9 protein-coding genes and 1 pseudogene are annotated in these 12,807 nt (G+C 75.1%); 6 read left to right on the top strand and 4 right to left on the bottom strand.

Annotation, left to right across the window (positions count from 1 at the left end):
- Positions 1–15: 15 nt before the first annotated feature.
- Both JKP76_RS05045 and JKP76_RS23270 read right to left on the bottom strand, forming a co-directional pair.
- Complete coding sequence (locus tag JKP76_RS05045) at positions 16–2,580, bottom strand: transglycosylase domain-containing protein (RefSeq protein ID WP_200489808.1); 2,565 nt, start codon at positions 2,578–2,580, stop codon at positions 16–18.
- A gap of 180 nt (positions 2,581–2,760) precedes the next feature.
- Entirely contained in the window at positions 2,761–3,171 is a 411-nt protein-coding gene (locus JKP76_RS23270; RefSeq protein WP_200489807.1) for a DUF5318 family protein, read from the bottom strand.
- Between the two features lie 232 nt (positions 3,172–3,403).
- Here JKP76_RS23270 and JKP76_RS05035 point away from each other — a divergent pair, with 232 nt between their 5' ends.
- The 3 genes from JKP76_RS05035 to JKP76_RS05025 all read left to right on the top strand — a co-directional run bounded on the left by JKP76_RS05035 (position 3,404) and on the right by JKP76_RS05025 (position 6,042).
- The gene (locus JKP76_RS05035; protein WP_309230052.1) at positions 3,404–4,096 is read left to right on the top strand and encodes a PadR family transcriptional regulator; all 693 of its coding nucleotides are present in this window, start codon (positions 3,404–3,406) and stop codon (positions 4,094–4,096) included.
- The gene (locus JKP76_RS05030) at positions 4,084–5,163 is read left to right on the top strand and encodes an inositol-3-phosphate synthase (RefSeq protein ID WP_200489806.1); all 1,080 of its coding nucleotides are present in this window, start codon (positions 4,084–4,086) and stop codon (positions 5,161–5,163) included. The genes JKP76_RS05035 and JKP76_RS05030 overlap by 13 nt, the downstream gene beginning before the upstream one ends.
- 129 nt (positions 5,164–5,292) lie before the next feature.
- A complete protein-coding gene (locus tag JKP76_RS05025) occupies positions 5,293–6,042 on the top strand; it encodes a hypothetical protein (RefSeq protein ID WP_200489805.1) in 750 nt (249 codons plus the stop codon).
- Positions 6,043–6,167: 125 nt separating this feature from the next.
- On the opposite strand, the gene JKP76_RS05020 is transcribed toward JKP76_RS05025, so the two are convergent.
- Complete coding sequence (locus tag JKP76_RS05020; protein WP_309232848.1) at positions 6,168–6,815, bottom strand: YqgE/AlgH family protein; 648 nt, start codon at positions 6,813–6,815, stop codon at positions 6,168–6,170.
- Positions 6,816–6,834: 19 nt separating this feature from the next.
- On the opposite strand from JKP76_RS05020, the gene JKP76_RS05015 reads away from it, so the two are divergent.
- The gene (locus tag JKP76_RS05015; RefSeq protein ID WP_309230049.1) at positions 6,835–8,175 is read left to right on the top strand and encodes an MFS transporter; all 1,341 of its coding nucleotides are present in this window, start codon (positions 6,835–6,837) and stop codon (positions 8,173–8,175) included.
- A 6-nt stretch (positions 8,176–8,181) separates the two neighbouring features.
- Here the strand turns inward: JKP76_RS05015 and JKP76_RS20370 are convergent, their stop codons facing one another.
- Entirely contained in the window at positions 8,182–10,548 is a 2,367-nt protein-coding gene (locus tag JKP76_RS20370; RefSeq protein ID WP_309232847.1) for a CCA tRNA nucleotidyltransferase, read from the bottom strand.
- A gap of 105 nt (positions 10,549–10,653) precedes the next feature.
- Between JKP76_RS20370 and JKP76_RS05000 the strand changes: the two genes are divergently transcribed.
- Both JKP76_RS05000 and JKP76_RS04995 read left to right on the top strand, forming a co-directional pair.
- A complete protein-coding gene (locus JKP76_RS05000) occupies positions 10,654–11,130 on the top strand; it encodes an NUDIX hydrolase (RefSeq protein ID WP_200489803.1) in 477 nt (158 codons plus the stop codon).
- Positions 11,127–12,800: pseudogene (locus JKP76_RS04995) on the top strand (hypothetical protein); the annotation flags it as partial. The gene JKP76_RS05000 and the pseudogene JKP76_RS04995, both read left to right, overlap by 4 nt.
- Between the last annotated feature and the right edge of the window lie 7 nt (positions 12,801–12,807).

Here is a 12,807-nt window from a genome sequence, read left to right as displayed (position 1 = left end):
AGTGTGCGGGACCGGTCAGCCGTTCTCGGGGAGCACCGGACCACCCGGTCCGCCCGGCCCGCCCGGCACGCCCGGCGCGACCGGCGGCCCCTGGGTGCCCGGGCCCTGGGTCGGCGGTGTACTCGTGCTGGGCCCGGTGTAGGTCGGCCGGGTGGAGACGTTCGGGTCGTTCGGGGCGTAGTCCTGCTCGTCCGGGACGCCGTCGCCGTCGGAGTCCACCGGCTGCCGCGGGGCGGTGGTGGTCGGCGCCGACGTCGTCGGGGTGGCCGTCTCGGTGGCGGTTCCGGTCGGCTCGGCCGGCGCCTCCTGGGTCGGCTCGGGCACGCCCTCGCCGGTGTCGCCCTTGATCGACGGCGAGGACGGCAGCTTCTCCTTGGGCGTGCCCTCGAGGACGCCGTCCATGAACTGCTGCCAGATCGCGCCGGGCAGCCCGGAGCCGTAGATGATCCTGCCCTGGGCGTTGCGGATCGGCTCGTAGGCGTCGGTGCCCATCCAGACCGCCGCGGTGAGCGACGGCGTGTAGCCGACCATCCAGGCGTCCGCGTTCTCCTCGTCGGAGGAGCCGACGGTGCCGGTCTTGCTGGCCACCTCGCGGCCGTCGTCCAGCGGTCGCTTGGAGTAGCTGGCGACGTCGCGCAGCGCGTAGGTGACGTCGTTGGCCACGCGGGCGTCCATGACCTGCTCGCCGGCCTGGCCGGCGTTCTCCAGCAGGACCGTGCCCTCGCTGTCGGTCACCTTCGCGACGAAGTAGGCGTCGCGGCGGATGCCCCCGCTGGCGAAGGTGCTGAAGCCGACCGCCTGGTCGATCGGTCGCATGTCGTACTGGCCGATGCCCAGACCGGCGTCGACGCCCGCGGTCTGCGGGTCGGCCAGCGTCCGGTTGCCGCGGAACAGGTCGCTGCCGCTCTCCCACGTCTCCGGCAGGCCTGTGGCGGCGAGGATCGTCTCGCGCACCTTCTCCGCCCCGAGCTCGTAGGTGAGGCCGTAGTACGTGGTGTTGAGCGAGCGCTTCATCGCCTCCTCCAGGGTGCAGGAGGGGCAGGAGGCGCCGCCGGAGTTGCGCACCGGCTTGTCCGGGCGGTCCGGGAAGGTCTTCGACGCGCTGCCGTCGCGGCGGGCGGTGACGCTGATGCCCTCCTCGAGGGCGGTGGCCAGCACGTAGGGCTTGACCGACGAGCCGGGCTGGCGCTGGTTCATGCCGTAGTCCGTGCCGGTGCCGTTGGGCCCGCCGTAGTAGGCCTTGACCGCACCGGTGCGCGGGTCGACCGCCACCAGCGCCTCGCGGAGCACCTCCTGGTTCTCGCCCTCCATCACGGTGTTGACGGCGTTGACGGCGAGCTCCTGCGAGCGCTGGTCGACCGTGGTGACGATCTTCAGGCCGCCGCCGTAGAGCTGGTCGTCGGTGTAGCCCTTGCCGCGCAGCTCGGCGAGCGCCCGGCTGACGATCAGTCCCTCGGGGCCCGACGGGATGCCCATGGACGGCGCCACCTTGGGCAGCACCGGCGGGTAGACCGACAGCGCGCGCTCCTCGGCCGACAGCCAGCCCTCGCCGACCATCCCGTCGAGCACGAGGCCCCAGCGGTCCTGCGCACCCTCGGGATTGGTCTCCGGGTCGTAGGCCCCGGGGCTGCGGATCAGCACGGCCAGCACGGCGCCCTGCTGGGCGGTCAGCTCGGAGGCCGGCACGTCGAAGTAGGTGTTCGCCGCCGACTCGATGCCGTAGGCGCCGCGGCCGAAGTAGATGGTGTTCAGGTAGTTCTCGAGGATCTGCTCCTTCGAGTAGTTGTTGTCCAGCTTGATCGCCAGGAAGAGCTCCTGGAACTTGCGGCTGAACGTCTGCTCGGAGTTCTGCAGGATCGCGTTCTTCACGTACTGCTGGGTGATCGTCGAGCCACCCTGGGTGGAGCCGCCGGTCAGGTTGCTCCAGGCGGCGCGGGCGATGCCGGTCGCCGAGATGCCCGGGTCGTTGTAGAAGTCCCGGTTCTCCGCGGCCAGGATCGCGTTCTGCGCGGCCTCGCTCACCTGGTCCAGCCGCACGTTGGTGCGGTTCTCGTCGCCGAGCCGCGCCATCTCGGTAGTGCCGTCGGCGTAGTAGACGACGGTGGTCTGGGCGTTGGTGATCGAGTCGGGGCTCGGCACCTCGGTGCTGGCGTAGACGACGCCGATGAAGACGCCGAGCAGCACGACCAGCCCGCCGATGATGCCGGCGCCGATCTTCAGCCGCCGCCGACGGCGCTGCTTCTTCGTGCGCGCCGGCCGGCCCTTGCCGCTGCCGGAGGGGCGGCCACCGGAGCCCGGCGGGCGACCGGACCCGGGCGGGCCACCGGACCCCGGCGGACGGCCGCCGCCGGAGCCGGGCGGGCGGCCACCGGAGGACGGCGGTCGCCCGCCGCCCGCGCCGCCGCTGCGCGCGGCCGGGGTGCGGGGCCGGCCGGCCGGCTGACCCGCCGGCCGTCGCGCGCCGGAGCCCCCGCGTGCGGACCCGCCACCACCCCCCGTGCTGCGGGTGCGGGTGGGAGCCGGACGGCGCACCGAACCGGCGCGCGGTCCGACGGGCGAGGTCTCGTCGTGGGTCGGCACGCGGTGAACCCCTTCCTGAACTGGTGGTGGGCGGCGGGCGGTGCCCGGTCGCGGTCGTGCGTGGTGGCAGCCTTGCGTCTTCAGCTGTGGGCGCGGGGGAGGCCCGCGTGGTGCTCGCCCCGCCAGGGGCTGGTGTGACGGAGGGGTCCGCCGTGACGGTGAACCCTCCCGCGCGGGTGGCTAGTCCGTGGCGGTCCGGCGCCGGCCGCGCTGCGGCCGGCCCGGGGCGGGCTCGACCCCGAGGACGTAGGAGCACTCGAGGTGGTTCCAGCCGCAGCTCCGGCACACCTCGACGGCGTACACGGTGAACTCCTCCTGCGCGGCGTCCATCCGGGCCAGCTCGACGGGTGACTTGGCCTGCCCGGACACCGGGCCGAGCCGGTCGCCGTACACGTAGTTCACGCGGGTGAGGCGCTGTCGGCGGCACACCGGGCAGGGCGTCTCCGTCGCCTCGCCGTGGTACTTGGCCGCCCGTGAGAGGTACGGGCTGGCGTCGCACACCTCGAACAGGCCGGTGCGCCCGGAGTGCACGTCGGCCAGGACGGCTCGCCGCTGCAGCGAGTAGTCCACGACGGATCGACGTCCGGGCACCGCGCCAATGTACGTGCCGGACCTGTGAACGGGCAGGTTCGTGAGCCGTGCTACACGCGGCACACCGGCGCCGTGTCGTGCCGAGTGGGGCCCGGAGGGTCCCGCGCAGGCGCGACGGACGCGCTCCACCCAGCCGGGGGACGACTCCTGGCCGCGGTGCGACCCGGAGGGTCGCAATGTCACATGTCGTTGTATCGTCTCGATACATCGACCGTGGGACCGAGGAGGCGTGGTGCTCGAGTTCGCCATCCTCGGTCTGCTGCACAAGGCGCCGATGCACGGCTACGAGCTGCGCAAGCAGCTCGCGCAGGTGCTCGGCGGGTTGCGGAGCATCTCCTACGGCTCGCTGTATCCCGCGCTCAAGCGGATGCGCGCGGCCGGGCTCATCAGCGCTGACGAGCCCACGCCGCACGCGCTGCTCCCGGCGGACGCCCCGGCGCTCACCGGCCGGCGCGGGAAGGTGGTCTACACGATCACCGCGGAGGGCAAGGAGCGCTTCCACGACCTGGTCAGCCAGACCGGGCCGGAGGCGTACGACGACGGTGGGCTCTTCGGGGTCCGCCTCGCCTTCTTCGGGCACACGGCCTCCGACGTGCGACTGCGGATCCTCGAGGGCCGCCGTCGCACCGTCGAGCGGCAGCGCGAAGGGTTGCGGTCCTCGTTGTCGCGGACCCGTCAGCGGCTCGACCGCTACACCCTCGAGCTGCAGCGCCACGGCCTGGAATCGGTGGACCGGGAGGTCCGCTGGCTCTCGGAGCTGATCGATTCCGAACGCCGTGAGGCGTCGGGGAGCACAGCAGGACGCGAGGAGCCGGGCGACGCCCCGGCACCGGCGGCCCCTGCACCGTCATCCGCGGACCGCACCCGGTCCGCGTCCGTCGGACCCGCTGAGGGTCCAGGGGAAGGAGAGCCATGGGCTCCGTGAAGGTCGCCATCGTCGGCGTCGGCAACTGCGCCGCGTCGCTCGTGCAGGGCGTTCACTACTACCGCGACGCGGACGAGTCCACGTCCGTGCCCGGCCTGATGCACGTCCGCTTCGGCGACTACCACGTCTCCGACGTGGAGTTCGTCGCCGCGTTCGACGTGGACGCCAAGAAGGTCGGCCGCGACCTCTCCGAGGCCATCGTCGCCAGCGAGAACAACACCATCAAGATCTGCGACGTCCCGCCGCTCGGCGTCTCCGTCCAGCGCGGCACCACCCTCGACGGGCTCGGCAAGTACTACCGCGAGACGATCGAGGAGTCCGACGAGCAGCCGGTCGACGTCGTGGCCGCCCTGCGCGAGTCCGGTGCCGACGTCCTGGTCTGCTACCTCCCCGTGGGCTCGCAGCAGGCCGCGGAGTTCTACGCCCAGGCCGCGATCGACGCCGGTGTGGCGTTCGTGAACGCCCTCCCGGTCTTCATCGCCGGCACCAAGGAGTGGGCGGACAAGTTCACCGCCGCCGGCGTGCCGATCGTCGGTGACGACATCAAGAGCCAGGTCGGCGCCACCATCACCCACCGCGTGCTCGCCAAGCTGTTCGAGGACCGCGGCGTGCAGCTGGACCGCACGATGCAGCTCAACGTCGGCGGCAACATGGACTTCAAGAACATGCTCGAGCGCGAGCGCCTGGAGTCCAAGAAGATCTCCAAGACCCAGGCCGTCACCAGCCAGGTCGACCGGGACATGGGCAAGGACAACGTGCACATCGGCCCGTCGGACCACGTGCCGTGGCTCTCGGACCGCAAGTGGGCCTACGTCCGCCTCGAGGGCCGCGCGTTCGGCGACGTCCCCCTGAGCCTGGAGTACAAGCTCGAGGTCTGGGACTCCCCGAACTCGGCCGGCATCATCATCGACGCCGTCCGTGCCGCGAAGATCGCCAAGGACCGTGGCATCGGTGGCCCGATCCTGTCGGCGTCCTCGTACTTCATGAAGTCCCCGCCGGAGCAGTACGACGACAGCCAGGCCCGGGACGCCGTGGAGGCCTTCATCCGCGGCGACATCGAGCGCTGATCCCGGGACCGCACTGATCCCAGCACCGCACTGATCCCAGCACCGCATGAGGGCCCGCACTCCACCCGGAGTGCGGGCCCTCGTCGCGTCTGCGGGGCTGCGGGCCGCGCGCTGCCTACGCTGGCGGCCATGCGGCCCCGGACCCTGCTCCCCGCCGCGGCGGTGGCCCTCGCGCTGCTGACCGGGTGCGCGGGGGACGGCGGGCGGCGCGACGCCGGGGACGCCGTGACGCGGGACGAGGCGGCGGTGCTGGCCGCGCTGCTGGAGCGCAACCGCGCCGAGGGCGGCGCCGACTTCGTGGTGACCGCGCCCTTCGGCGACGGCGCCGTCCTGACGCTCACCGGCGAGGTCGACTTCCGCGCCGGGACGGGTCGGGCGACGGCGGTGACCAGCGCCGACGGCGTGGACCTCGTGCGCACGGTCTTCTTCTCCCGCGATCAGCTGTGGTTCGGCGACGTCCCGGGCGCGACCGAGGCGCTGGGCGGCTCGGGCGCGACCTTCCTGACCCGCCCCGTGGAGGCCGGCGAGGCCGAGCCCCCGCTGGTCGACGTCCTGGTGGGCATCGTGCTGGGCCTCGCCGCCGACGACGGCGACGACCCGGCCGGCTTCCTGGCCGGCGGTTACAGCTGGGAGGGGCGGCGCTCGATCGACGGCCGCCCGACCGACCTGTTCGGCCTGCCCGGCGAGCGCACGGTGGCGGTCTCCTCGACCGAGGACCTGCTCGTGCAGTTCGCGACGCCGCTGCCGGCCGCCGACGGCGAGCTGGAGGCGATGACGACGCTGGCCGAGCACGGCCCCCGCGCGCTGGACCTGCCGGGGGAGGCGCAGTCGGCACCGCTGGCCGAGCACCCGGAGCTCGCCGGGGCCATCGGCCTCTAGGGCCTGTAGGGCGCCTATAGGGCCCATCCGGGCCCGGGCAGACAAGTGGGAAGGGGCGGCCTCTTCCCCAGACCGCCCCTTCCCGGGTACTTCCTACCAGATGCGCGGCGTTCCGGCAGCCACCCTCAGTTCACCGTCGGGTCGGCCGGCGCGGTGCTCAGCACGGCGAGCCGCCCGCGCTGCCGCCGCACGACCGCGCGCCACAGCTCCGGGCCCGAGATATCGGCCAGGACGTCGTCCGGCGAGCCCGGCACCACGGCCCAGGCGCCCTCGGTGAGCTCGCCGGCCAGCTGCCCGGGCGACCAGCCCGCGTAACCGGCGAAGACCCGCAGCCCGGCCACGCAGCCGGTCAGCGGCTCGGGGTCGACGTCGAGGTCGATCAGGTGGATCCCGTCGGCGACCGGGCGCAGCCCGAGGCCGGCCGGCGGCCCCGGCGCGGGGCAGCGGGCGAGGCACAGCGCGGTGTCGGTCTCGCACGGCCCGCCCACGTGGAACACGCCGGGCTCGACCGCCAGGTCGCGCCAGCCGGGCAGCACGTCCCGGATCTCCACCTGGCTCGGGCTGCCCAGGACGACGCCGAGCGTGCCGGTCTCCGAGTGGTCGAGGACGTAGACCACCGAGCCCGCGAAGGTGGGGTCGGAGAGCCCGGGCATGGCCACGAGCAACGAGCCGGGGCGCACGTCGTCGAGGTCGCCGATGGACAGCGCCGGCACCGGCGCGCGCCGACGACCGGTCCCGGGCCGCGCGGGCGGGCCGGACTCGGGATCGGGCACCGGCGTCATCGTCCCCAGTGTGCCCCACCTCCGGGCCGCCGGCGTCGTCGTCGTCCCGCCGTCCTCCTACGCTGGCCGGGTGCGGGAGGAGGGGGCCACGGTGCGCTCCCTGCTCGCCCGGCGCGACTTCCGCCGGCTGTTCGCGACCCGCCTGCTGGCCCAGTTCGGGGACGGCGTCTTCCAGGCCGCGCTGGCGGGCACGGTGCTGTTCAACCCGCAGCGCGCCGCGGACCCGCTGGAGGTCGCCGCGGGGTTCGCCGTCCTGCTGCTGCCCTGGTCGCTGCTCGGCCCGTTCGCCGGCGTGTGGCTGGACCGCTGGAGCCGGCGGGCGGTGCTGCTGCGGGCCAACGTGCTGCGCGCCGCCCTGGTCGCGGTCGTCGCGGCGGTCATCCTCGGCGGGGTCGACGGCGTCCCGTTCTACCTCGCGGGGCTGGCGGTCTTCTCGGTCAACCGGTTCGTGCTGGCCGCGCTGTCGGCCGGGCTGCCGCACACGACCGACGCCCTCGTGCCGGCGAACGCGCTGTCGACGACGGCGGGGTCGATCGCCACCGTGGCCGGTGGCGGCACGGCGCTGCTCCTGCTGCCGCTCACCGGCTCGGGCGACGCCGGGTACGCCGCGATCGCGCTGGCCGCGGCGCTGCCCTACCTCGCCGCCTCCGCCGTCGTCTCGGGCTTCGACCGCCGCTACCTGGGGCCGGACGCGGGTGCCGAGCAGCCGGCGGCCCGGCACGTCGTCGCCGGCATGGTCGCCGGCGCCCGGTACGCCTGGGGGCTGCCCCGCGTCGCCGCGGCGCTGGCCGCGATCGGGCTGCACCGGGTCTGCTTCGGCCTGTTCACCCTCATGACGCTGCTGCTGCACCGCGGCCCGTTCGAGGACGCCACCGGCCTCGTCCGGGGCGGGCTGGCCGGGCTGGGCCAGCTGGTGGCAGCGATCGCGGCCGGCTCGCTGCTGGCCGCGTTCGTCACCCCGGCGGCCGTGCGCCGCGCCGGGCGGGTCCGCTGGACCGTCGGGCTGCTGTTGGTCGGCGGGGTGGCCCAGGTGCTGCTCGGGCTGCCGTTCTCACCGCCGGCGGTCCTCGCCGGGGGCTTCGTCCTGGGCCTGGTCGGCCAGGGCGTGAAGATCTGCGTGGACGCGACCCTGCAGGAGGACGTCGAGGACGACGTCCGCGGCCGGGTGTTCTCCGTCTACGACACCCTGTTCAACGTCGCCTTCGTCGGGGCCGTCGTGGCCGCCGCGTTCGTGCTGCCCGAGTCGGGCCGCTCGGTGCCGGTGCTGCTGGCGATCGGCGCCGGGTACCTGCTCGCCGTCGTGGCGTTCCTGGGCCTGCGCCGCCGCACCCCCGCCCCCGTCCGCGGCTGACCCCCTTCAGAGCTGCGGCACGCACGCTCCCGCGCCCAGCCGGGCCAGCCCGGTGCGGTCGCCGGCGCCGAGGTCGGTGACCTGCTGCTGCACCTGCGGGTACATGAGCTCGGTGGCGTCGTCGACGTGCGCCAGGCCGACCAGGTGGCCCAGCTCGTGCAGCACGATCGCCTCCACGACCGCGCGGCCGCCCCGGCGTTCCAGCACCGGCGCGATCTGCGGGGCGTCCAGGACGAGGGTGCCGGTGACGTAGATGCTCGGGCTGCGGCCCAGCGAGACCGCGGCGCTGCCGGCCTGGCCGACGACGTCGCCGGCGAGCGCGGGCTCCTCCTGCTCCGACTGCCAGCCGATGAGCACCGGCGCCCAGCGGTCGCCGTACCGCTCAGGCTGGTAGACCGGGCGGTCGACGGCGATCGGCTCGTCGCTGGCGCCGTCGTGCACGAAGACCAGGCCGGTGATCTCGCTGATCCGCGCCACGGCCGCGTGCACGATCGGCTCGCCGCCGGGCGGTGCACCCAGCCCGTTCAGCACGTAGTGGATCGGCCGGCAGGGGTCGTAGGCCACCGGGGTGACGCCGTCCCCCTGCAGGCCGGTGAAGGCGTACGTGCCGCCGCCGGCCGGCGGCGGCTGGGGCACCCCCCGCGGGAACTCAGCGACCTCGAGCCCGGCCGGCGGCCGGTCCCGGGGCTTCTCCGGCTCCGGGGGTGGGGGCGGGGACGGCGGCGCGGGCGCCGGAAGCGCGGTCACCCGCACCGCCCACGGCAGCCCGCCCGGGCCGCTCAGCACGCCGGCGCCGAGCACGATCACCAGCAGGACCAGCACGACGCCGGCCCCGCGCAGCAGCCGACGGAAAGCCCTCACACCAGCACTGTCGGCGCTGCGGCGCCCCTCGCGCACCCGGCACGCCGGGGGCGTCAGGACCTCAGCCCTGCTGGCCCGCCCACCACTCGCGCAACGCCGCCTCGGCCTCGTCCCGGTCCAGCGGGCCGCGCTCGAGCCGCAGCTCCTTGAGGAAGCGCCACGCCCGGCCGACCTCCGGGCCGGGCGGCACGCCCAGCAGCTCCATGATCGCGTTGCCGTCGAGGTCGGGCCGCACCCGCGCGAGGTCCTCGGCCGCCGACAGCTCGGCGATGCGGAGCTCCAGCGAGTCGTAGGTCTCGGCCAGCCTGCGGCCGCCCGCCGGCGGTTGCGGGTCGTGCAGTCCGAGCGCACCAGCTTGTGCAGCCGGGGGAGCAGGGGGCCGGCGTCGGTGACGTAGCGGCGCACCGCGGAGTCGGTCCACTCGCCGCGGCCGTAGCCGTGGAAGCGCAGGTGCAGGAAGGTCAGCCGGGAGACCTGCTCCACGACCTCCTTCGGGTACTTGAGCGCGACCAACCGCTTGCGCACCAGCTTGGCGCCGACCACCTCGTGGTGGTGGAAGGAGACCCGGCCGCGCTCCTCGTGCCGCCGCGTGGCCGGCTTGCCGATGTCGTGCAGCAGCGCGGCCAGTCGGAGCACCAGGTCGGGGGAGGGGGCGTCCGGGTCCGCCTTCTCCAGCGCGATCGCCTGGTCCAGCACGGTCAGGGAGTGGGAGTAGACGTCCTTGTGCTGGTGGTGCTCGTCGATCTCCATCCGCAGCGCGGACAGCTCCGGCAGCACGACGTCGGCCAGCCCGGTGGCGACGAACAGCTCCAGCGCGCCCCGCGGGGAGTCCTGGAGCAGGGTCTTGGACAGCTCCGCCTGCACCCGCTCGGCGGTGATCCGGCCCAGCTCCGCCGACATCGCCGTCATGGCGACGACGACGTCGTCCTCGGGGGTGAGGCCGAGCTGGGCGACGAAGCGGACGGCGCGCAGCATCCGCAGCGGGTCGTCGGCGAAGGACTCCTCGGCCGCCGCCGGGGTGCGCAGCCGGCGGCGGATCAGGTCGCCCAGCCCGCCGAAGGGGTCGGTCACCGTGCGGTCCGGGCCCAGGGAGACGGCCATCGCGTTGACGGTGAAGTCGCGGCGGGCCAGGTCGTCCTCGAGCGAGTCACCCCAGGCGACCTCGGGGTTGCGGGACTCGCGGTCGTAGCGGTCGGCCCGGAAGGTGGTGATCTCCAGCCGCTCGCCGCGGACCTCCGCGCCCACCGTGCCGAAGGCGATGCCGGTGTTCCACGTGGAACCGGCCCAGCCGCGCAGCACCTCCAGCGTCTGCTCCGGCCGGGCGTCGGTCGTCAGGTCCAGGTCGCCCGGCAGCCCCGGCCGCCCGGACGCCGCCGCCAGCAGCGCGTCGCGCACCGAACCGCCGACCAGGTGGACCTGGAAACCGGCCGCGGCGAAGCGCCGCCCCACCTCGTCCAGGACGGGGGAGAGGTCCACGAGGTCGCGCACGGTCTGCTGGACGGCGGGCGGCACGGGCTCGGCGGCGGGACGCGACCCACCGGTCCCGTCCGGACGACTCACGGGTGGGACGGACACGACCGACCAGAGTAGTGCGAGTTGTCGCGCTACCCTCCTGGCATGGCTGGGACCGGCGGACGAGGGCGCCCCGGCCGCCGGCTGCGTCGGGTCGACGAGACCTCCGCCGGGGGCCTGGTGGTCTCCGACGACGGCGTGCACGGGCCCCGTGCCGCCCTCATCGGCCGCACCGACCGCCGCGGCCGCCTGCTGTGGTCCCTCCCCAAGGGTCACATCGAGGCCGGCGAGACCCCCGAGGACACCGCCGTCCGCGAGGTCGAGGAGGAGACCGGGATCATCGGCGAGGTCGTCGCCCCGCTCGGGATCATCGACTTCTGGTTCGTCGCCGACGGCCGCCGCGTGCACAAGACGGTGCACCACTTCCTCCTCCGGGCCGTCGGGGGCGCGCTCTCCGACGCCGACGTCGAGGTGACCGAGGTGGCCTGGGTGCCGCTGGACGAGCTGAGCGGCCGGCTCGCCTACGCCGACGAGCGCGCCCTCGTCGAGCGTGCGCCCGGTCTGCTGGCCGACACCGCGTGATCCGGCCGGCCGCCGGCGGCACCGGTGGCCGCCCTGCCGTCGCCCCCGGTCCCGACCGCCCCGGCGCCCGGCGCGGGGCGCTGCTGCGCGCCGCCCTCCTGCCCGTCCTGCTCAGCACCGTGTGCGCGCTGGCCCCGCCCGCGTCGGCGGCACCCGCCCCCGCCACGGCCCCGCCGGTGCTCGCCGCGGCGCCCAGCGACGACGACGACAGCGATCCCGACCGCCCGATCCGCGTCGACGTCAAGGGCTTCGAGCCGCGGACCGTCACCCCCGGGTCCCTGGTGACCGTCCGCGGCTTCCTGACCAACACCGGGACGACGCCGATCGAGGGCGTCACCATCCGCCTCCAGCGCGGCGACGTCCTGCTCAGCCGGGCCGACCTGGCCGACGCGGACGCCGACGGGGACGAGCCCTCGGCCGTCGTCGCGCCCTTCCAGGACGGCCCGGAGCTCGTCCCCGCCGGCGAGACCGTCTCCTTCAGCTACACCGTCGACTCCGCCGAGCTGCGCCTGGACCGCGACGGCGTCTACCCCGTGCTGCTCAACGTCAACGGCAGCGTGGACGGCGACGTCCGCCGCGTCGGCGAGCTGTCCACCTTCGTCGTGCAGCAGCCGCTCCAGCCGGTGGCGCGCACCGCCGTCGCCTGGCTGTGGCCGCTCACCGAGCGCACGCACCGGACCGCGTCGGGCCGGTTCGCCGACGACGACCTGGCCGAGTCGGTCTCCCCGGAGGGCCGGCTCGACCGCGCGCTCAGCGTCGTCGAGCGGCTGCCCACGCCGACGCCGCCGGGCTCGGCCACCCCCGTCCCGGACGTGCCGGTGACCCTCGCGATCGACCCGGCGCTGATCGAGGAGCTCGAGGTCATGGCCGCCGGCCCCTACGAGGTCCCCGGCGGGCAGGGCGCCGGCACCGACGCCGCGAGGGAGTTCCTGGCCCGGCTGCGCACCGTGGCCGCGGTGCACGCCGTCGTCGCCCTGCCCTACGGCGACGTCGACGCCGACGCCCTCGAGCGGGCCGGCCTCGGCGAGGTCGTCACCCGCAGCCTGCCCGGCACCGGGGCGGGCACCGCCCAGGACCCGCCCGCCGCTGCGGACGGGACCCCGACCGGCACCCCGACGGCACCCGCGGCGGAGTCCGAGGCCCCCGCCGGGCCCACCGCCCCCGACGAGGGGGCCGGGGCACGCATCCTCGCCGAGGCGCTCGACGTCGAGCCGCGCACCGACCTCGCCTGGGCGCCGGGCGGCACCCTGCTCCCAGGCACGCTGGCCCGCCTCCAGGAGGGCGGGATCGAGCAGGTGGTGCTCGGCCCCGACGCCGTCAGCACCGGGAACTCCGCCATCGGCCTGGGCGACCCCACCGCCGCGGCCGCCGTCACCGTCGGCTCCCCGTCCGGCCCGGTCGGCGGCCTGGTCGCCGACGCCCGGCTCGGGCACGTCGTCGGCCTCGGCGAGGTGGCCGAGGGCGGCCCGCGGCTGGCCGAGCAGCGCTACCTCGCCGAGCTCGGCGTCCTCACCGCGCAGGCGCCGCCCGGGACGGAGCAGACCGTGCTGGTCGCCGCGCCGCGCGACGTCGACGCCGGGCCCGACAGCGCCGGCGCGATGATGGCCGACACCGCCACGCTGCCCTGGCTGCGCGCCACGACCCTCGAGTCGCTCACCGCCGGCACCCCCACCGAGG

It is taken from the genome of Blastococcus sp. TML/C7B, from assembly GCF_016612845.1.
GTDB lineage: Bacteria > Actinomycetota > Actinomycetes > Mycobacteriales > Geodermatophilaceae > Blastococcus.
The sequence above is the reverse complement of the archived record's forward strand: the minus strand, read 5'-3'. Positions and strand labels throughout refer to the sequence as shown.

Bases quoted from the DNA above. Each gene is read 5' to 3' on its own strand.
- JKP76_RS05030 (WP_200489806.1), top strand. From the start codon at position 4,084: ATGGGCTCCGTGAAGGTCGCCATCGTCGGCGTCGGCAACTGCGCCGCG.
- JKP76_RS05025 (WP_200489805.1), top strand. From the start codon at position 5,293: ATGCGGCCCCGGACCCTGCTCCCCGCCGCGGCGGTGGCCCTCGCGCTG.
- JKP76_RS05000 (WP_200489803.1), top strand. From the start codon at position 10,654: ATGGCTGGGACCGGCGGACGAGGGCGCCCCGGCCGCCGGCTGCGTCGG.